The 18826-nt window shown below is 36.6% G+C and carries 24 protein-coding genes; 14 read left to right on the forward strand and 10 right to left on the reverse strand.

The genetic code is table 11. The features are described 5' to 3' along the window. Positions 1–40: 40 nt before the first annotated feature. Complete coding sequence (locus MP478_RS18255; RefSeq protein ID WP_257190154.1) at positions 41–919, reverse strand: cupin-like domain-containing protein; 879 nt, start codon at positions 917–919, stop codon at positions 41–43. Between the two features lie 163 nt (positions 920–1082). Then, positions 1083–1244 (reverse strand): hypothetical protein, encoded by a 162-nt coding sequence (locus MP478_RS18260; RefSeq protein ID WP_257190153.1) that lies wholly within the window; start codon positions 1242–1244, stop codon positions 1083–1085. Positions 1245–1349: 105 nt separating this feature from the next. On the opposite strand from MP478_RS18260, the gene MP478_RS18265 reads away from it, so the two are divergent. Further along, entirely contained in the window at positions 1350–2228 is an 879-nt protein-coding gene (locus MP478_RS18265; protein WP_257190151.1) for a bestrophin family protein, read from the forward strand. Between the two features lie 12 nt (positions 2229–2240). Here MP478_RS18265 and MP478_RS18270 read toward each other — a convergent pair whose 3' ends face one another. Next, on the reverse strand, positions 2241–2840 hold the full coding sequence (locus MP478_RS18270) for a hypothetical protein (RefSeq protein ID WP_230033296.1): 600 nt from the start codon (positions 2838–2840) through the stop codon (positions 2241–2243). 55 nt (positions 2841–2895) lie between these two features. Between MP478_RS18270 and MP478_RS18275 the strand changes: the two genes are divergently transcribed. From MP478_RS18275 to MP478_RS18320, 10 genes are all read left to right on the forward strand, one after another. Then, complete coding sequence (locus MP478_RS18275) at positions 2896–3516, forward strand: toxin-antitoxin system YwqK family antitoxin (RefSeq protein ID WP_230033294.1); 621 nt, start codon at positions 2896–2898, stop codon at positions 3514–3516. Positions 3517–3521: 5 nt separating this feature from the next. Then, positions 3522–4052 carry an RNA methyltransferase gene (locus tag MP478_RS18280; RefSeq protein ID WP_230033292.1) on the forward strand — a complete coding sequence of 177 codons (531 nt, stop codon included), beginning with the start codon at positions 3522–3524 and terminating at the stop codon, positions 4050–4052. 187 nt (positions 4053–4239) lie between these two features. Further along, positions 4240–4893 carry a CBS domain-containing protein gene (locus MP478_RS18285; RefSeq protein WP_115919380.1) on the forward strand — a complete coding sequence of 218 codons (654 nt, stop codon included), beginning with the start codon at positions 4240–4242 and terminating at the stop codon, positions 4891–4893. Position 4894: 1 nt separating this feature from the next. After that, on the forward strand, positions 4895–5761 hold the full coding sequence (locus MP478_RS18290) for an NAD kinase (RefSeq protein WP_047484464.1): 867 nt from the start codon (positions 4895–4897) through the stop codon (positions 5759–5761). 69 nt (positions 5762–5830) lie between these two features. Then, positions 5831–6901: a class II fructose-bisphosphate aldolase gene (fbaA, locus tag MP478_RS18295; protein ID WP_209800764.1), complete on the forward strand. Its 1071-nt coding sequence runs from the start codon at positions 5831–5833 to the stop codon at positions 6899–6901. A 96-nt stretch (positions 6902–6997) separates the two neighbouring features. Further along, positions 6998–7852, forward strand: coding sequence for an acetyl-CoA carboxylase, carboxyltransferase subunit beta (gene accD / locus MP478_RS18300; protein ID WP_230033288.1), 855 nt, complete (start codon positions 6998–7000; stop codon positions 7850–7852). A gap of 54 nt (positions 7853–7906) precedes the next feature. Then, complete coding sequence (locus tag MP478_RS18305; protein ID WP_230033286.1) at positions 7907–8416, forward strand: hypothetical protein; 510 nt, start codon at positions 7907–7909, stop codon at positions 8414–8416. A 339-nt stretch (positions 8417–8755) separates the two neighbouring features. Beyond that, positions 8756–10159 carry a nucleoside recognition domain-containing protein gene (locus MP478_RS18310; RefSeq protein WP_257201257.1) on the forward strand — a complete coding sequence of 468 codons (1404 nt, stop codon included), beginning with the start codon at positions 8756–8758 and terminating at the stop codon, positions 10157–10159. A 48-nt stretch (positions 10160–10207) separates the two neighbouring features. Continuing rightward, positions 10208–10528 carry a four helix bundle protein gene (locus MP478_RS18315; RefSeq protein WP_257201258.1) on the forward strand — a complete coding sequence of 107 codons (321 nt, stop codon included), beginning with the start codon at positions 10208–10210 and terminating at the stop codon, positions 10526–10528. 51 nt (positions 10529–10579) lie between these two features. Further along, complete coding sequence (locus MP478_RS18320) at positions 10580–10972, forward strand: hypothetical protein (protein ID WP_257201259.1); 393 nt, start codon at positions 10580–10582, stop codon at positions 10970–10972. 15 nt (positions 10973–10987) lie between these two features. On the opposite strand, the gene MP478_RS18325 is transcribed toward MP478_RS18320, so the two are convergent. From MP478_RS18325 to MP478_RS18340, 4 genes are all read right to left on the reverse strand, one after another. Then, the gene (locus tag MP478_RS18325) at positions 10988–11872 is read right to left on the reverse strand and encodes a ferric siderophore ABC transporter substrate-binding protein (RefSeq protein ID WP_257190144.1); all 885 of its coding nucleotides are present in this window, start codon (positions 11870–11872) and stop codon (positions 10988–10990) included. 16 nt (positions 11873–11888) lie between these two features. Next, the gene (locus tag MP478_RS18330; protein WP_257201260.1) at positions 11889–12287 is read right to left on the reverse strand and encodes a biopolymer transporter ExbD; all 399 of its coding nucleotides are present in this window, start codon (positions 12285–12287) and stop codon (positions 11889–11891) included. A 91-nt stretch (positions 12288–12378) separates the two neighbouring features. Continuing rightward, positions 12379–13083: a MotA/TolQ/ExbB proton channel family protein gene (locus tag MP478_RS18335; RefSeq protein ID WP_230033267.1), complete on the reverse strand. Its 705-nt coding sequence runs from the start codon at positions 13081–13083 to the stop codon at positions 12379–12381. A gap of 175 nt (positions 13084–13258) precedes the next feature. Further along, positions 13259–13720 carry a hypothetical protein gene (locus tag MP478_RS18340; protein WP_230033265.1) on the reverse strand — a complete coding sequence of 154 codons (462 nt, stop codon included), beginning with the start codon at positions 13718–13720 and terminating at the stop codon, positions 13259–13261. Positions 13721–13888: 168 nt separating this feature from the next. Here MP478_RS18340 and MP478_RS18345 point away from each other — a divergent pair, with 168 nt between their 5' ends. Further along, positions 13889–15685, forward strand: coding sequence for a DUF885 family protein (locus MP478_RS18345; RefSeq protein WP_257201261.1), 1797 nt, complete (start codon positions 13889–13891; stop codon positions 15683–15685). 92 nt (positions 15686–15777) lie between these two features. Beyond that, a complete protein-coding gene (locus MP478_RS18350) occupies positions 15778–16224 on the forward strand; it encodes a DinB family protein (RefSeq protein ID WP_257201262.1) in 447 nt (148 codons plus the stop codon). Between the two features lie 246 nt (positions 16225–16470). On the opposite strand, the gene nth is transcribed toward MP478_RS18350, so the two are convergent. Further along, on the reverse strand, positions 16471–17091 hold the full coding sequence (nth, locus tag MP478_RS18355; protein WP_257190142.1) for an endonuclease III: 621 nt from the start codon (positions 17089–17091) through the stop codon (positions 16471–16473). Positions 17092–17124: 33 nt separating this feature from the next. Here nth and bcp point away from each other — a divergent pair, with 33 nt between their 5' ends. Next, positions 17125–17574, forward strand: coding sequence for a thioredoxin-dependent thiol peroxidase (gene bcp / locus MP478_RS18360; protein ID WP_257201263.1), 450 nt, complete (start codon positions 17125–17127; stop codon positions 17572–17574). Positions 17575–17641: 67 nt separating this feature from the next. Here the strand turns inward: bcp and MP478_RS18365 are convergent, their stop codons facing one another. Next, positions 17642–18175, reverse strand: coding sequence for a GNAT family N-acetyltransferase (locus tag MP478_RS18365; protein WP_230033256.1), 534 nt, complete (start codon positions 18173–18175; stop codon positions 17642–17644). Continuing rightward, entirely contained in the window at positions 18144–18806 is a 663-nt protein-coding gene (locus tag MP478_RS18370; RefSeq protein WP_230033254.1) for a hypothetical protein, read from the reverse strand. The genes MP478_RS18365 and MP478_RS18370 overlap by 32 nt, the downstream gene beginning before the upstream one ends. Positions 18807–18826 lie beyond the last annotated feature (20 nt).

Here is an 18826-nt window from a genome sequence, read left to right on the forward strand (position 1 = left end):
GAGCTTAGCGTTAAAACCAAACATTCTAAACTTCGATAGGTTACTTTTCAGTTTTCAAATGTTTTTCCAAGGCTTCAGAGCTTTTTTTATACGCCCATTTTTGTTTATAATTTACCCAATCAGCCTTAAAAAGTTTACGCATAAGTTTATCGGTATATCTCATAATGAAAACATGATACAGCATATTGGCAAAAACCTTCGGTTTATTGGGAAGTGCCCTCAGGGATAATGAAAAGCCAGGCTCCAGATATCTGTTGAAATGCCAGAATGCTCCCGGAATAAAAAGGGCATCACCATGTTCCATGAAAATTTCATATCCTTCCGCATATTTCAATGCCGGAAATTTTTCATAATCCGGATTCTCATAGTCCACATCATAGATGGTATGAACAGATAACGGCACTTTATATAAAAAGGCAGACTGCTTCTGATCAAATAATAAAATCCTCTTCTTCCCTTCAAAATGAATATGCATAAAGTCTCCCAGGTCCACATCATAATGCATTAAAACATGTGCCTCACTTCCTCCAAAAAAAAGCGTAGGAAGTCTTTTAAAAAACTTTATCCCCAAATCCGGATATGTAAAATTCTTAAGCAGTTCCGGAAGCCTGTCTGTAATGATATAAAAAAAAATGCGAAGATCTGAAGGCTTAGTTTTTATGGTATCAATATAATCCTTCATTTTCATCTTTGTTACCGGAGCATCTGAATTTTTAGCAGCATCAGCCGGTTTATTATCATATAACGGAACTTCCTGCTCACCAGCTTTGTCACGGATATAGCCCAGATTCCACTGATCAAAAGCTTCCCATCGGCTGGCAAAATTTTTAATCAGAAGAGGTTTTTGTTTTTTAAAATAATTCTTTTGAAAATCTTCTTTACTGATATCATTGACTACATCTACGTTTTCGAGGATCATTATTTTGATATTTTGTGCGAAATAAAAATAGTGATTTTTTGAAACCTGCGGAAACGTTATAGAAAGTAAAAATGACAAATAACAAAGAGACAGAAGATTAGAGACACTATTTATCCATTACATAAGCCTGCCAGAAAAAGGACAGAATGATGAATTACATGCTTTATTTTAATACATATAACAACACCCAAATTATTCCTCCAAAAATAATAACAGCACAGCCCTGAGGACTTCCAGAGCCTTTTTTTCTGCCAAAAGTATTTACATAATGTCCACTCACCCATGTTCCATTTTTTTTGAAATGCCCTTTTCTATAATAGCTCATTTTATTTTTTTAACAAAATAAAGAGCTTTATCAGAATATATTTTACGGTTTCCCGTACGCGAACACTAATTGAAAAAAAATTATATTTGTAGTATATGCGAATTTATGAGAGCCTATAATACCAAGCATTTCCTTAAAATACTTTTCAGCTTACACAAAAGTGACACTTTAAAAATACTTTTCCCAAGTATGATTCTTATAGGATTATATTCCTGGGGGATTCAATATTTAGAAGTGGAATATTTTCACCTGACTTCAAAATCAGGGATCAGTAATGTAGGAATGATCCACTCCTTACTGGGGTTTGTGCTATCGCTCTTATTGGTTTTCAGGACCAATACCGCGTATGACAGATGGTGGGAAGGAAGAAAATTATGGGGAAAGCTGGTGAATGATTCCAGAAATTTTGCAGTAAAAATAAATACAATTCTGGGTGACAGCCGTCAGGATGCTGAGCAGATCGCAAGATATTTAAAATTTTTTCCTCACTTTCTGGCAAAACATCTTTCCAAAGAATCTACAAGGCTGGCTTTGGATGAGGATTATTCTGAGATTGAACAATCATTAAAAAACCATGGGCCAAGCGAAATTGTTATCCTTTTAAGCCATAAACTGAATCAATTAAAAAAAGAAGGTAAAGTTTCAGAGATTGAAATGGTTTATCTGGATACTCAGCTTTCTGGTTTTTTGGATGTATGCGGAGGCTGCGAAAGAATTAAAAATACTCCTATCCCTTATTCATATTCCTCTTTTATTAAGAAGTTTATTATTCTGTATGTCTTTGCCCTTCCCATTGCGTATGTCATTACTATCGGGCTGTTTATGATTCCCCTTACGGTCTTTGTATATTATGTCCTGATGAGTTTAGAGCTTATTGCAGAAGAAATTGAAGATCCTTTTAATAATGATGAAAATGACATTCCTATGGAGATGCTGGCACAGAATATTGAAAAAAATGTTCATCAGATTATGGGTAGAAAATAAGAAATCAACCTTTTAAAGGCTGATTTCTTTAAGTTCACCGTCTGCTTTAATTTCAACAAACTTACTTTCCCGGTTAGCCGCAGAATATCCGTAGAAAAATGTATTGTATATAGGAGTAGAATACATATAGCCTCCCATACCATTGTAAGTATCTGTTGTGCCTGTTTGTTTCTGATAATTTGCCGTTGCCGTAAAATTGATAATTGTTTCAAGATAATACTTCCCGGGCTTCAGTTTTTCAAACTTAAATCTACCCCGGTCATCTGTTAACGCTTCTACTCTGTATTTAAAAGCATCTTCGGACATATAAACGGTAGTTTTTTTATTTTCATACTTCTTTCTCATATTATAAAACTCCTCAAAATAAGGGGTTACCGGAAAAAGCATAACCACCGTTCCTTGTCTGGCATAATGTTTTTCTCCCAATAGGGGCTTAATGCCAAACGTCGTTTTTTGCTTTGTAGAAGCTACTCCTTCAATGGTAGAATTTCCAAATGCCAGCATATCTCTGGCAAGTTTTTTATCAAAAAAAGCTTGGGGATAATACGTATTCTGAGCGTGCAAATAAATAAAGCCCAGCATCAATATGAATAAAGTAAGTAATTTTTTCATAGTATATTTTTGAACCAAATATAAGTATTTTAGTATTTTTGAAATAAAAATAGCTATGAAATACTTTTTTATATTACTTTTCTCCGCATCTGCTGCTCTTTCAGCTCAGAAACCCTGCGGCTATAAAGACGGATTACAGGAAGGAAGCTGTAAAGAATTTTACGAAAATGGACAGGTAAAAAATGTGGTAGAATGGAAAAAGGGAAAGATAGATGGTGACGCTGTTTATTACCACGACAATGGTAAAGTAAAGGCCAAGGGAGAAAATAAAAAAGGATATAAATATAAAACCTGGGAGTATTACGACAAAAATGGCATTCTTACCTCTAAAGAATATTACAGAAACGGCGAAAAAAATATCTATGATGATAGTTCTACCGCTACATTCTACTTTCCCAATGGGAAAATAAATGAGGTTTCCAATTATAAATTCGGGAAACTGGATGGTGCGAGCACCCTTTATCACGAAGACGGAAAAACGATAAAACAGGTGGGGCAACATGAAAAAGGACTGGCTGAAGGGAAATGGAAAACGTATTATCCCTCCGGAAAACTAGAACGGGAAACGGAATTAGTCAATGATAAACGCAATGGCAACAGAATTTATTACCGGGAAGACGGAAGCATTGAAAAAACAGAGGTCTACAGAGACGGAAAATTAATCTCAACAAAATAATACAATTGGTACAGAAACTAAAGCTGGAAGAGCTTAACAGAATAGATGTTGAAACATTTAAAAAAGTAGAAAAGATTCCATTGGTTATCATTTTAGATAATCTCAGAAGCATGCATAATGTAGGAGCAACCTTCAGAACAGCAGATGCTTTTTTGATTGAAAAAATAATTCTTTGTGGAATCACTCCTCAGCCACCCCATCGTGAGATCCATAAAGCGGCATTAGGAGCTACAGAAAGTGTAGACTGGGCACATGAAAAGGATATTAATATCACTATTGCTGATTTGAAAAGCAGAGATTACGAAATTATAGGGATTGAACAGACTACCAACAGTCAGATCATTACAGACTTTACCATTGACCGGTCAAAAAAATACGCCCTTATTTTAGGAAATGAAGTAGAAGGAATAAGTGATGAGGCATTACCCAATATTGATGTTTTTCTGGAAATTCCACAGCTTGGTACAAAACACTCTCTTAATGTAAGTGTATGTGGCGGAATTGTCATGTGGGAGTTTGCAAAAGCCCTAAAATAAAAAAACTGCATATGTCATTAATAGACAGTGCAGTTTGAAATAAATCTAATAAAAAGTAAAAATGAAAGGCGACAAAGGTACTTTTTTTTTCGGCACGAACAAATTTTGAGGTCATTTTTTTTGACTGATCACAAAAAAAGTCGCGTTTTCAGAAAAAGATTCATTTAATTTTTTATAAATTAGCACAATGTTTATCAAGGACTATATCTCAAAAGACTTTCCGTGTTTTAGCTTATCTGACTCAATAGAGTCAGCAAGGAATATGTTGGAAGACTTTGGATATTCCCATATTTTCATTAAAAAATCCCACCATTTTTATGGGGCCATCGCCAAAGATTTCCTTTATGAGGAAGATGGAGGCACACTGAAGGATCTTGAACACCAGCTTGAACGGTTTGCCATTCTGGAAGACAGCAATGTTATGGATAGCATCCGGCTGTTTTATACTTTCAGCTCTAATGTGATCCCTGTAATCAATAAGAATGAAAAATATTTAGGGTATATTACCTGTGAAGATGTTTTTCAGGACCTTTCCCGGTATCCGTTATTTTCAGAAACCGGAGCTATTCTTACCATAGAAACTCCTGCCAGAAAATATTCAATGACCGAGATCGCCAATATTATTGAAAGCAATAACTCAAAATTTTATGGCGGATTTATAAGCTTTATGTCTGATGAGGTCATTCACATCACCATAAAGATCAGTAATGAAAACCTGGCCTCGATAGATTCTACTTTTGACCGGTATGATTACAGAATTGTTGAGAAATATTATTCTGATGAGAAATCCGATCTGTTTAAAGACCGATTTGGTTTTTTTCAAAAATTTATAGAAATATAACATGAAGGCAGCTATATATTCTCAGAAAAAAGATCTTGATACTTTTTTATACTTAAGCAAGTTTATCTCTGAGCTTGAAAGCAGAGGTGTAAAATCCGTTCTGTATGATGAAATGGCTGAAGCGCTTCAATTTTCAAAAATTTTCGAAACTTTTAACAATAAGCAGGATCTTGTGGATAAAGAAGTGGATCTTTTCTTCACTTTTGGTGGAGACGGAACCATTGTTAATTCTTTAACCTTTATCGAAGATCTTGAGATCCCTGTCGTAGGAGTCAATACCGGAAGACTGGGATTTTTAGCTTTTTTCACCAAAGAAGAAGCATTCAAAGAATTAGATTCTATCTTAAAAGGGGATGTAAAAACAAGCCGCCGTTCTGTGATAGAAGTGGTTTCTCCAAAGCTAGAAGGCTCTTTCCCTTATGCACTCAATGACGTTACCGTTTCCAGGAAAGAAACAACATCAATGATTACTGTAGATTCATTCATCAATAATGAATTTCTGAATGTATTTTGGGGAGATGGCGTGATTATTTCAACACCCACCGGCTCTACCGCCTATTCATTAAGCTGCGGAGGCCCTATAATCTCTCCCAATAATGAAAACTTTGTCATTACCCCAATTGCTCCTCACAACCTGAATGTGAGACCCTTAGTAGTGAATGATAAAGTGGAAATAAAATTCAAAGTGGAAAGCCGTGTACCACAGTATTCTCTTTCCTTAGATTCCAGGTTGATACACATTGAAACAGATAAGGAAATCATCATCAGGAAGGCAAGTTTTCAGCTTCTTCTGGTACAGCCGAATAATTTAAGTTTCTACGAAACCATTCGCCAGAAGCTACTTTGGGGAAGAGACAAAAGAAATTAGTCATTTCCTAAAAATGATTACCTTTACAGGAATAAAAACACCTAATAAATTTATAATAAAAAGTAAAACATGAGCAGAATTTTTCCGGCAGGAGTTGCCACAGGTCAGTTAGTTACTGATATTTTTCAGTATGCTAAAGAAAACAAATTTGCATTACCTGCAGTCAATGTAATTGGATCAAGCAACGTAAACGCTACTATGGAAACAGCAGCAAAATTAAATGCTCCTGTAATTATCCAGTTTTCAAATGGCGGAGCTGCTTTCAATGCAGGAAAAGGATTAAGTAATGACGGACAAAAGTCTGCCATCTTAGGAGCTATCGCAGGAGCAAAACATATCCATACTCTGGCAGAAGCTTACGGAGCAACGGTAATTTTACACACAGACCACTGTGCTAAGAAATTACTTCCTTGGATCGACGGATTAATGGATGCTAACGAAGAATTCTTCAAGCAGACAGGAAAATCTCTTTACTCTTCTCACATGCTGGACCTTTCTGAAGAATCTTTGGAAGAAAATCTTCACATCTCAGCTGAATATTTCGAAAGAATGGCTAAACTTAAAATGACGCTTGAAGTAGAAATAGGAGTTACAGGAGGAGAAGAAGACGGTGTTGACAATTCAGACGTTGATAATTCTAAATTATATACTCAACCGGAAGATGTAGCCTATACGTATGAAAAACTAAAAGCTATTTCTGACAACTTTACTATTGCAGCTGCATTTGGTAATGTACACGGAGTTTACAAGCCAGGAAATGTAGTTCTTACTCCAAAAATCCTTGACAATTCTCAGAAATATGTTCAGGAAAAGTTCGGAACTGCTGCCAAGCCGATCAACTTTGTATTCCACGGAGGCTCAGGATCTACCTTAGAAGAAATCAGAGAAGCTATCGACTATGGAGTCATCAAAATGAATATCGATACTGACCTTCAGTTTGCATATACAGAAGGAGTAAGAGATTATATGGTAAACAATATTGATTATTTAAGAGCTCAAATCGGAAACCCTGAAGGAGAGGAAAAACCTAACAAGAAATTCTACGACCCAAGAGTTTGGGTAAGAAAAGGTGAGGATACATTCTCTACAAGATTGGTGAAAGCATTTGAAGATTTAAATAACGTAAATACTTTAAAATAAATTTGTAAAAAGTAAAATGTATAAAGCACAGAGTAATCATAACACTCTGTTTTTATACATTTTGCATGATACATCGTACATTAATACAAATAAAAAATGGCATTCGACTGGTTTAAAAGAAAAGCAAAAAACATTACCACTTCTACTGATGAAAAAAAGGATGTTCCAAAAGGCCTTTGGCATCAGACTCCATCTGGAAAAGTTGTGGAACACGATGAACTAAAGAGAAATAACTATGTTTCTCCTGAAGACGGATTTCATGTGAGAATAGGAAGTGCAGAATTTTTTGACATCCTTTTTGACGGAGGTAAATTTACCGAACTGGATGCTAATGTTGAAAGTATTGATATCTTAAACTTCAAAGATACAAAGCCGTATAAAGACCGTTTAAAAGAAGTAAAAGCTAAAACAAAACTTACAGATTCCATCAGAAATGCTGTAGGTACTGTAAAAGGAACTGAAATGGTGGTTTCTTGTATGGATTTTGCTTTCATAGGAGGATCTTTAGGTTCTGTAATGGGTGAAAAAATCAGAAGAGCAGTAGATTACTGTATTCAGCATAAACTTCCTTATATGATCATCTGTCAGTCTGGAGGAGCAAGAATGCAGGAAGCTACTTATTCTTTGATGCAGCTGGCTAAAGTTCAGGCTAAACTAGCTCAGCTTTCAGAAGCGGGGCTTTTATATATCGCCTACCTTTGTGATCCTACTTTTGGAGGAATTACAGCTTCTTTCGCTATGACGGCTGATATCATCATGGCTGAACCGGGAGCTCTTATCGGGTTTGCGGGACCAAGAGTTATCCGTGAAACGATCGGAAGAGATTTACCGGAAGGATTCCAGACATCAGAATTCTTACAGGAAAAAGGATTTGTAGACTTTATTGTAAAAAGAACTGAAATTCAGGATACTGTAGCTAAAACAGTTAATTTTTTAGCGGTAAAAGCATAGTATCTTTAATCTAAACAATACAATCTCTCTCTAATTGGGGAGAGATTTTTATTTATGAGGACTTTTAAAATAATTTTTGATACCATCCGGAGTATGAGCTTTAAAAAGATTATGCGTCTTTTATCGCTTGTTCTCCCCCATCCTCTTTTTGCCATATTAAGCTTTCATGCTACCGTTCAGGCTTTCGCCATTGCACAGAAGAAATTCCCTGAAACAGCCTCTAATAATGGCATAGGAAATGCCTTCAGGCATGCATTATGGTCTTGTTTCATCACCTCATACTGCTGTAAGGTTTCTTCCCCTAAAAAAGCACTGGATTTTTGCAAAAGAATGACGGATATGCATGAAGAACTGTTTCCCAATAAACCTTTGGAAACCAAAATGGACCTTCATAATAACAAAATCGGAATGGATTATTTCATGGAGCTCCTGCCTGGTATTCACCGTCAGTTCTTTGAAAAAAGTTTCTTCATTGATGGGTTGGTAAAGAAAATGGACGATGCCAAAGTACTGAAAAATCTGGATGATGATTTTGAAGGTCATCTGGTTTATCTTGAAGAGTAATATTTTTTGTTTCAAACGCAGAGAATACGCAAAGGGATGATAAATCCTTATGCATATTTTCGGTCGCAAAGGCACTTCGTTCAGCAAGGATCTCTAACTTATGAACTCTGCCAAGTGCTAACTCCGCTGCGATCGTAATTTTTACTTCCCAATAAAATCTTGGCGAACATAGCGTTAAAATAAATCAGCATACAAAAGGTGGAAATCAAGGATTTTTAAAGATTAAGGACTTTTCTCAGCTGCATGATATTTATTTTACAGAAACTAAAGTGTTTAATTCTTTTATCCCCTTTGTGGTTTAAAGTATTTTTGATAAGTTTAAACAATTAATTAAATCGGATGGTTCTCAGCAGAATTTGGTCGGCTTTTATTATCATCGCCATTGCCATTGCAAGTATAAAATACATTTCATCAAGTCACTACAAAACCATTTTCAATGATATGGTGGTAGGGAAAGGTGGAGATACAGTTCAAATTGCATCACAGCAGATGAGCGCCCTCACTCCCATTGTCAGAGACAACCTGATGAAGAAAAATGATTTTGCAGACAGCAGAATTCACTATAAGACAGACTCTTTAAAGCAGAATGTAAAGGTTTACCGTGTTCAGGAAGCTGATGGTGTCATCGGAACTTCGGAAACAGCCGTAAAAATATGTATTGGCCTTATTGGTATCATGACCCTTTTCATGGGGTTCATGAGCATTGCTGAAAAAGCAGGAGGAATTAATCTTCTGAGCCGTTTCATTCAACCTTTTTTCTCAAAGCTCTTTCCCGATATTCCCAAAAATCATCCCGCTTTCGGACATATGCTGATGAATTTCAGTGCCAATCTTTTGGGACTTGATAATGCGGCAACTCCTTTTGGGTTAAAAGCCATGGAAAGTTTGCAAAGCTTGAATCCCAATAAAGATACTGCCAGCAACTCTCAGATCATGTTTCTCTGCCTTCATGCCGGAGGAATGACCCTGATTCCCGTATCCATTATCGCCATCAGGGCATCAATGGGCTCAAAAACACCTACTGATATCTTCCTTCCCTGTATGATTGCTACTTTTGCAGCAACATTGGCTGCCATGATTATCGTTTCTTTATATCAGAAGATCAATCTGCTTCGGCCGGTAGTTATTGCCTATGTAGGAGGAATTTCTGCAGTGATTGCTTTACTGGTAGTTTATCTCGTACAGCTAAGCAAGGATGAACTGGACGATTTCAGCAAAGTATTGAGCAACGGACTGATTCTCTTTATATTCCTGGCTATTGTACTGGGTGCCGTTTATAAGAAAATCAATGTTTTTGATGCTTTTATTGAAGGAGCAAAAGAAGGTTTTACCACCTGTGTAAAGATTATCCCTTATTTGGTTGGAATGTTAATTGCCATCTCGTTATTAAGAACCTCCGGTGTTTTTGATGTAATCATTGACGGAATGAAATGGGTTGCCAACATTGCCAGCCTTGATCCCCGATTTGTTGATGGGCTTCCAACAGCACTCATCAAACCTCTATCCGGTTCGGGAGCAAGAGGAATGATGGTGGATACCATGAGTACTTTTGGACCAGACAGCTTCCAGGGACAGCTTGCTGCCGTTCTGCAGGGAAGCTCAGATACCACCTTCTACGTAATCGCCGTTTATTTTGGCGCCGTAGCGGTAAAGAACACGAGATACACGGTAATTGCCATGCTTCTCGCCGATCTTGTGGGTATTATTACGTCTATTGCTTTAGCCTATTTGTTTTTTGCATAACCAGTTGATAGTTGCCAGGTATTAGTTTTAACTGTTAAAAAGTTATTAATGAGCTACGAAAAACTTGATATTTATAAATTACCAAAATATGAAATATATGAGCTGGGCAGCCAGCTAAGACGGTCCGCAGATTCTGTTGTGACCAATATTGCTGAAGGATATGGAAGAAATAATTACAAAAGAGACTTTATCAGATTTCTTACCTACTCTCAAGCTAGCTGTGATGAAACAGTATGCCATCTATCAAAAATAATAAGGCTTTACCCGGAATTAAGTACAGGCTTTAAAGAAAAAGCCGAGCAATACAAACTCTTAGGAGGAAAAATTAACAACTTTATAAAATACGTCCTGCTAAGCTGGCGAACATAACTACATAATCAGCAACTAGCAACTAGCAACTAGCAACAAAAACAAACCATTATGATTACAGATAAAGAATTTACCCTAAGACTCATCCGCCAATTAACCCAGGCACTGGAAAAGCTTATTTTAGATAAACCGGAAGAAAGTTTAATGCAGAAGGAACTGGATTTTGATACCCTGATGCGAGATATTTTTAAGATGAGTTTTACCGAAATCTCTTCAAAAACGAAAGAAGAGCTGATAGACATGGTCAACGAAAGACAGGAAAGAGATCATAAAGATTATTACGAAATGCTGGGTAATCTTTTCTATTTCACAGGAAAACAAGGTCAAAACAATGACCTTCTGGATAAAGCAAAAACATTTTATGAGCTGTATCTTCAGACCAGTGGAATTTTTGCTCTCCCTGTCATCAACAGAATTAATGAAATAAAAAAAGCACTTGAATAAAGTGCTTTTGTATGTTTAGAATGTTATTTTATAAGTTCCGGTTGAAGACGTGCTGGCCTTTTCGGCCTTTACATACTTCTTAACCCATGTAACGGATGTAGAAGATACACAGGGATCTGAAACGCCTCCTACTCTTCTTGCAGAAACTACATTTCCTGCTTTATCTACGGTATAAGCAATGGTAATAGACCCACTTGCAGTACAGCTATGAGCAGGCTGAGCTCCTCCTCTACCCATTGTTCCGGGAATATATCCAACAAGCTTTCTGTCTATTCCTACCTTACTGTCTCCGTTTCCGTCTCCGCCTAAAGGATCTCCGGCGTTTCCAATGCCTTCACCAGTTCCCTGACTTCCTGCTTTTGTACCTCTTCCTTTGATCAGGTTTCCGATAGCGGCATTCCCTTTTCCATCCCCATTTCCTGTTTTGGAATTTGCAGTGGCAGCCCCTGCTTTTTTAGTGTTTTTAGAGGCACTGGTGCTGGTAGTTTCTTTTTTATTTGTTTTTTTTGACTCCTCTTTTTTAGGAACTGTTGTTTTCGAGTTATTTCCTGTGATCACCTTTTCCTTCACTTCAGCTTTCTTTGGTTCAGGTGCAGGTTCGGGCTTTACAACCGTCTTTGTTTCAGGAACGGGTGTTTCTGCCGGCTCGGGAGTAACCTCTTCCGTAGCAGCCGCTAAACTGCCCGGTTGCTCGGCCGGTTCTTCGATTCCTTTTCCGTTTCTATTGTCACCGAAATTAACAAGCATGGTTGTGATGACCTCGGGATCTTTATCCAGTTCGGGTTTTAATTTATATAAAAAAACAAAAAGCAAAACGGCGGACCAAATAAGGACAGTAAGCAAAGCACTCTTTACCCTGTCTTTATTTTCTTCGTTTTTGTTGGCAGTATAGCTTCTCATCTTCAATAATTCTTACTTATTTATCTTTAACGGTTGCAATAGCAATATTAAGCTTGTTTTTTTCAGCAATTTCCATCACAAAAACCACATCCTTATGCAGTGTATTTTCATCAGCTCTGATGGTAAAAGACTTGTTGGTCTGATTAGTTAGCTTATTAACAATAATCTGCTCAAGCTCACCTTTATTTACCGGATTATCATCTACAAAAAATGAACCATCAGGTTTAATGCTTACCGTCAAAGGATTAGGAATATTATCCTCAGTAGCTCCGGCTTTTGGAAGATTCACCTCTATAGCACTTTGGTTGGCGGCAGAGGATGTTATCATAAAGAAGATCAGCATCAACAGGATAACATCTGTCATCGCTGCTAAACTGAATTCCGGATTCGCTTTATTTCTTCTTTGAATTTTCATCTGTTTCTTCTAATAGGTTAATGGTCAGATGGAATCGCTCAATTAATAATTTCCTGAAAAGGTTTTTTGGCAGCGATTTCATAAGAAAGATTTATAAAGGTTTGTTGATAAGATCTAAAAATTCACCAGACATATTCTGAGCTTTCAATACAAACTTGTCAATTCTTGTTAAAAGAATATTGTAACAAAAATTAGCAGGAATAGCAACTGCCAAACCTACAGCTGTCTGTCCTAAAGCGGTATAAATACCTTCTGAAAGTGTTTTAGGAGAGAAAGATCCCGTTGCATGTGATAAATTAAAGAATGCAATAATCATCCCGATCACCGTTCCCAAAAGCCCTAACATAGGAGCAATACTTGGAACCACAGCCAAAAGGTTAAGGTTTTTCTCCATATTGGCCACTTCTACCTGAGCCTGAGCCTCCATTGCGCTTACAATATCAGAAACAGGACGGCCCAATCTTGAAATTCCTTTTTCTAAAATTCTTCCCTCCGGAGAGTTTTGCGTTTTGCAATAATCTGCAGCCGCTTCAATCTTTCCTGCTTTCACAAAGTCTTCAATATTATTCATGAAATTGGAATCTGTTTTTGATGTTAATCTTTTAATAAAGAAAAACCTCTCAAAAAACAGGTATAAAGAAAACACTCCCAACAGCAGTACAATTGCCATCACTATTTTAGCGAAAGCTCCTCCGTGGAACATGATCTTCCAAAATGAAAATTCTAAATTGTCTGTAGCAACTGCAGGTGTAGCAATTTGCGCAAATAAAATCTGAGTAAGTTCCGTTAACAGCATTAATGTGAATTTTTTTATAAAAGTTTTAACGACAAATGTAGTGGAATATTATGAAATGATATCTTAAAAATTGCTTAAAAACAACTTAAAGTTTGTTATCAGATATAAACAGCAAATTTCTTTCCAAAAGAAATTTTGAAAAGAAATTTGATATAAAAATTGAGAGTAGCGATGTTTAGTCTTCGTCTACCACAATATCATCCTGGCTGAATTCGCACTTTAGTCTGAAAGGAATCGGCGTATCTGATCCTGTGTAGAAATCATCAATAGTTCCTTTCCAGATAACCTGAAGCACGTCCTCTTCATTTTTCTCAAATAGAAGCTCATTATCATAGATGTAGGCATCTTCATCATCGAATAGGTCTACTTCTGTGTAAGTTTCCTCATCAGAATCACTGATTGTAATCGTTTTGCCTTCTAATTCCGCTGATTCAATAGGAAAATCGAAAACTTCGAGTGAAAGCTGCGGAAAGTTGTACTGTAATGAATCATCATCTACATGATCCAAACCGTCATCCGTTATAATTTCAACCTCTAAAAAATGTTGCTGGTTGCTGTAGACTGGTTTACAATAAGTATTTCGGATATTGTACTTTAATGTTTCGTCCGGATGGTAAATTTTTAAAATCCCTTTCATTTTTTCTTAAAAAAAGAACTGTAATAATATGATTGTTAAATGCTTTAGACAAAGATAAAAAATTGATTGAAAGTTAAAAGGATTTTGAAAATAATTTTTTAATTCAAGTTTAATGATGAGTCTGAATCACCCAATAATACTTACTTTTGTTTCATAAAGATTCTGAAAATGAAAAATGTTTTATCAAAAAGTATTTTGGGATTGGGATTGATGATAAGCCTTGCTTCCTGCAGGAAGTCTGATTCTCCCCTTACCAAAGTTACTCCTACCAATCTGGATTCTATTGCCTCCAATTATTATGAACAGTATCTTAAACTTTACCCTTTAGACGCTACAGCACAGGGAGATACAAGATACAATGACCAGCTTCCCATTACTATTGATAAAGATTTTATTTCAGGAGAAGTTGCTTTCTATAATTCGGTACAAAAGCAACTGGACAATGTAGATTATAAAAGCCTTTCTGATGAAGATAAAGTCGTTTATGATGTACTGGATTATACCTTAAAGGATAAAATAGAGGCTTATGCCTATCATCCGGAATATATTCCTTTTACTCAGTTTGGAGGTCTTCCTTTAAATTTTCCGCTGTATGGAAGCGGACAGGGAAGCCAACCTTTTAAAACGGAAAAAGATTACAGCGACTGGCTAAAAAGAATGGAAAAATTCCCGGCATGGATGGATGCCGCCGCAGACAACTTCCGTGAAGGGATAAACAATAAAATCGTTCTCCCTAAAAAACTGGTTGCCAAAATGATACCCCAAATGACCTCTCAGGAAATTATCACTCCTGATATGGAAAAAAACATTTTCTACGGACCTATTAAAAACTTCCCGAAAAGTTTCACCCAGGCTCAGAAAGATAAATTTTCAGAACTTTATAAAGAGGCCATTACCAAAAAAATTATTCCTGCCTATACTAAAATGGGTAATTTCCTAGAAAAGGAATACCTTCCAAAAGCAAGAGATAATGATGGCTACAACAGCCTTCCCAATGGAAACGAAATTTACGGCTATTATGTAAAAAGCTGGACTACCACAAAAAAATCACCTGAAGAAATTAATAAAATCGGACAGCAGCAGGTAGCCATGCTTCGTGCCGAGATGGAAAAGGTAAAAAAACAGGTAGGCTTCACCGGAACACTGGAAGAATTTATCAATTTTGTTAAAACAGACTCAAAAGCAATGCCTTATAAAACCTCTAAAGAAGTTTTACAAGGCTTTAACAGCATTTTAGCAAAGATTACCCCGAAGCTTAAAACGATGTTTAACGTTACCCCAAAAACAAAATTTGAAATCAGGCAAACGGAAAAATTCAGAGAAGCCAGTGCCAGTGCTGAATATATTCCCGGAACTCCGGATGGCAAAAGAGCAGGGATTTTTTATGTTCCTCTTCCCGATCCCTCACAATTCAATGTCACTTCGGGAATGGAGTCCCTTTTCCTTCATGAAGCGATCCCCGGGCACCATTATCAGGTTTCTCTTCAACAGGAGAACACAAACCTTCCCAAGTTCATGAGATTCGGATGGTTTGGAGCCTATGGAGAAGGCTGGGCGCATTATTGCGAAACTCTGGGACCTGAATTCGGGTTATATACAGATCCTTATCAGAAAATGGGATATCTGAGTGATCAGATGCTGAGAGCGGTAAGACTGGTAGTTGATACGGGCATCCACACAGGAAAAATGACCAGAGAAGAGGCTATTAAATACTTCTTAAGTAATATTTCTTATGATGAAGGATCTGCTACTGCAGAAGTGGAAAGATATATGGCAATGCCTGGTCAGGCTCTTGGATATAAAATAGGCTCATTAAGAATCCGTGAATTAAGAGAAAAATACCAAAAAGAACTTGGAAATAAATTTAACCTGGCAAGCTTCCACGATGAAGTACTAAGCCAGGGCTGTCTTCCATTGGAGGTTCTGAACAGAAAAATGGAACTTTGGGCTAAAAAACAAAAATAGATTTTTTATCTAAATACCCTAAGAGGTGCTGTTTATTTCAGCACCTTTTTTTCATTCAGAAAATTTCAATAATTTTAAAAATAAAATAAGATATGTTTATAGAAAGTCTGAGATCTCTTTACAATAGAGATTTAAATAAATTAAAAGCAGAAATTGAAGCTTATCAAAATGAGGAAAATCTATGGAAGACTGATAAAAACATTGCCAATTGCGGAGGCAATCTTTGTCTTCATCTGTTGGGAAACCTTAACAGTTTCATTGGAGCAGAGCTTGGAAAGACCGGATATGTAAGACAACGCGACCTCGAATTTTCTTTGAAAAACATTCCAAAAGCTGAGCTTATTGCAAAAGTTGAAGCTACTGTGATAATGGCTGATTCCGTATTAGGCCAACTATCTGATGATGACCTGAAAAAAGAATATCCTCTTGAACCTTTAGGATATGAAATGACCACAGATTATTTTTTGATCCACCTGATTACCCATTTGGATTATCATTTGGGGCAAATTAACTATCATAGAAGACTGCTGGATATTTAAGTCTTACTAATTGATAATTTCGTAAAAGTCTGATGCCCAAATTAAACATATGAAATAAGGGGTGTCCGAAAACATATCCTAAAATAGGTTATGATTATTGGAAAAAATTTGTTTTCGAAAACCCTTTCTTTGCACATTGAGCTTTTTGCCAAAACCTTATAGATTTTTGAAACCTATAAGGTTACGGGCTGTAAAATATATCAGAATAGCCAACTATTTCTGACTTCAATAGATATAGATCGTCTTTTATTTCTCAAACATCATTTTGGTAATGAAATCCTTGTCCCCCTTTCCTCTGGCCGGTGAATATTCTCTACCATAGAAAATGATCTGAAGATGAAGTTTATTCCAAACCTCTTCGGGAAACAGATTTTTTGCATCACGCTCTGTTTCCACTACATTTTTCCCTGATGTCAGTTTCCATTGTGTCATCAAACGATGGATGTGTGTATCCACCGGAAATGCCGGGAATCCGAATCCCTGGCTCATGACTACAGAAGCGGTCTTATGCCCCACTCCGGGAAGCGCTTCCAATTCTTCATATGTTTGGGGAACCACTCCATTATGTCTTTCCAATAAAAGCTCGGCCATCCTTTTCAGGTTTTTAGCCTTGGTATTGGACAGTCCTATTTCTTTAATCAGTTCTTTGATCTGATATTCTTCCAGTTTTGCCATTCTTTGCGGAGTTCCTGCTACGGCAAAAAGATCGGGAGTCACCTGATTTACTTTTTTATCTGTCGTTTGTGCAGAAAGTGCTACTGCAACCATTAGTGTATAAGGATCGGTATGATCCAAAGGAATAGGTGTGGTAGGATATAATTTATCCAGTTCTATCTGAACGAGCTCGGCTCTTTGTTTTTTTGTCATGTAACCCTTAAATTTGAACAAAATTAAATCATTATGCTGAAAGTTGGAGACAAATTACCTGAATTTGAAGGAATAAATCAGGATGGAGAAACAGTATCCTCATCAAAATTAATTGGGAAAAAGCTGGTTGTTTTCTTTTATCCTCAAGCGAACACCCCAACATGTACTGTGGAGGCCTGTAATCTGAGTGATAATTATTCCAGGCTTGAGAAAGCCGGTTTTCAGTTATTGGGAATAAGCGGGGATTCTGTAAAAAAGCAGAAAAATTTTCATAGTAAGCTTGCATTTCCATATGATCTTATTGCTGATGAAAATCATGATATCATTGAAAAATTTGGAGTCTGGCAGGAAAAAAAGACGTTCGGAAAAACCTATATGGGAATTGTAAGAACAACTTTTATTTTTGATAAAAACGGAATCTGCACAAGACTCATTGACAAAGTAACTTCAAAAACAGCTGCCGAGCAAATTTTGGAGGGATAGTTCTTTTAATACAAATAGATTCACGAATATCATTTGTGAATCTATTTGTATTTTTTTATTGTGATTATTAGTCTGTTTCGTAATAGTTTAATTCTTCATCCTCACCGGGAAGAGTAATATGTTTTTGAAATTTCAGCCCCAGTTTCTCAATCAGCTTCTGAGAAGATAGATTATCTTTTGAAATAATGGCAGATATTTTCGACAATCCGAACTCTTCCATTGCAATGGCTTTAACCTTTTGAGCCGCTTCATAAGCATATCCCTGACCTTCAAACTCTTCCAACAGAGAATATCCGATATCCACAACATCAAGACCGTCTCTTTCAAAGATCCCTACTCCACCAATCTTGTTATTCCCTTCTTTAGTCATGACAAGGTAATTTCCGTAGCCTAACCTTTCAATCTGCGGAATAAATTTATTTCTGATATAATCTTCAGCAGCATCAACTGTTTTAATATTACGATCACCAATATACCGGATAAACTTTGGGCTGTTATAAAGTTCAAAGATAAGCTCCTTATCTTCTAAAGACATTGGACGGAGAATCAATCGTTCAGTTTCGTAAGATTTATTTTCGTTTGGTAGTTCTTTTTGGCTCATCTTTCGGTTCTTCTTTTTTCTCGATCTTTAAAAGACGGGGGTTATTAGCACATTTTTTATTATAAAGCTCAATATAGGTCCCATTATCTTTTACATTGGCTATTTCTCCCGTAGATTTATTTACGGTCAATGTATAATGAGTTTTTTGATAAGGGCATTCCTTTGAAGTCAGTTTTCCCAGATCTAAATAATAGTTGGTGCGGTCTTCATGATAATTGCCTGCAAGATCTTTAAATTCCTCATCTACAAGATATCCGTCAGCGGTCAGCACAACAGCTGCCTCTTCAGCATTATCGATCTTACCTACAAATTTTTTCAGGCCATCCACATCCATAATATAGCTGATTTTACCTCCTGCCGAGTAAGCAATATAATAAAAGCTGTCTTCACTTGGAAACAGATTAAAACCTGAAAACTGAGGGGTGTAGCTTATCTTTCCGCCAGAAGTTTTTAGCTCCTGACCTTTGCCATAGCTATTATATACCAGCACCCATGAATCTATTTTGTCATCGGGTTCTATACGTTGTAGAATATTTGGAATGTTTGAAAACTTTTTCTTTTCCTGAGCATATCCCAGGAATCCTAAAAGTACAAATACAAGAATCGTGAATTGGGTGGTAATTTTTATCATACTTTAGAAATCAGCAGAAA

The organism is Chryseobacterium sp. WG14, assembly GCF_024586945.1.
Taxonomy (GTDB): domain Bacteria; phylum Bacteroidota; class Bacteroidia; order Flavobacteriales; family Weeksellaceae; genus Chryseobacterium.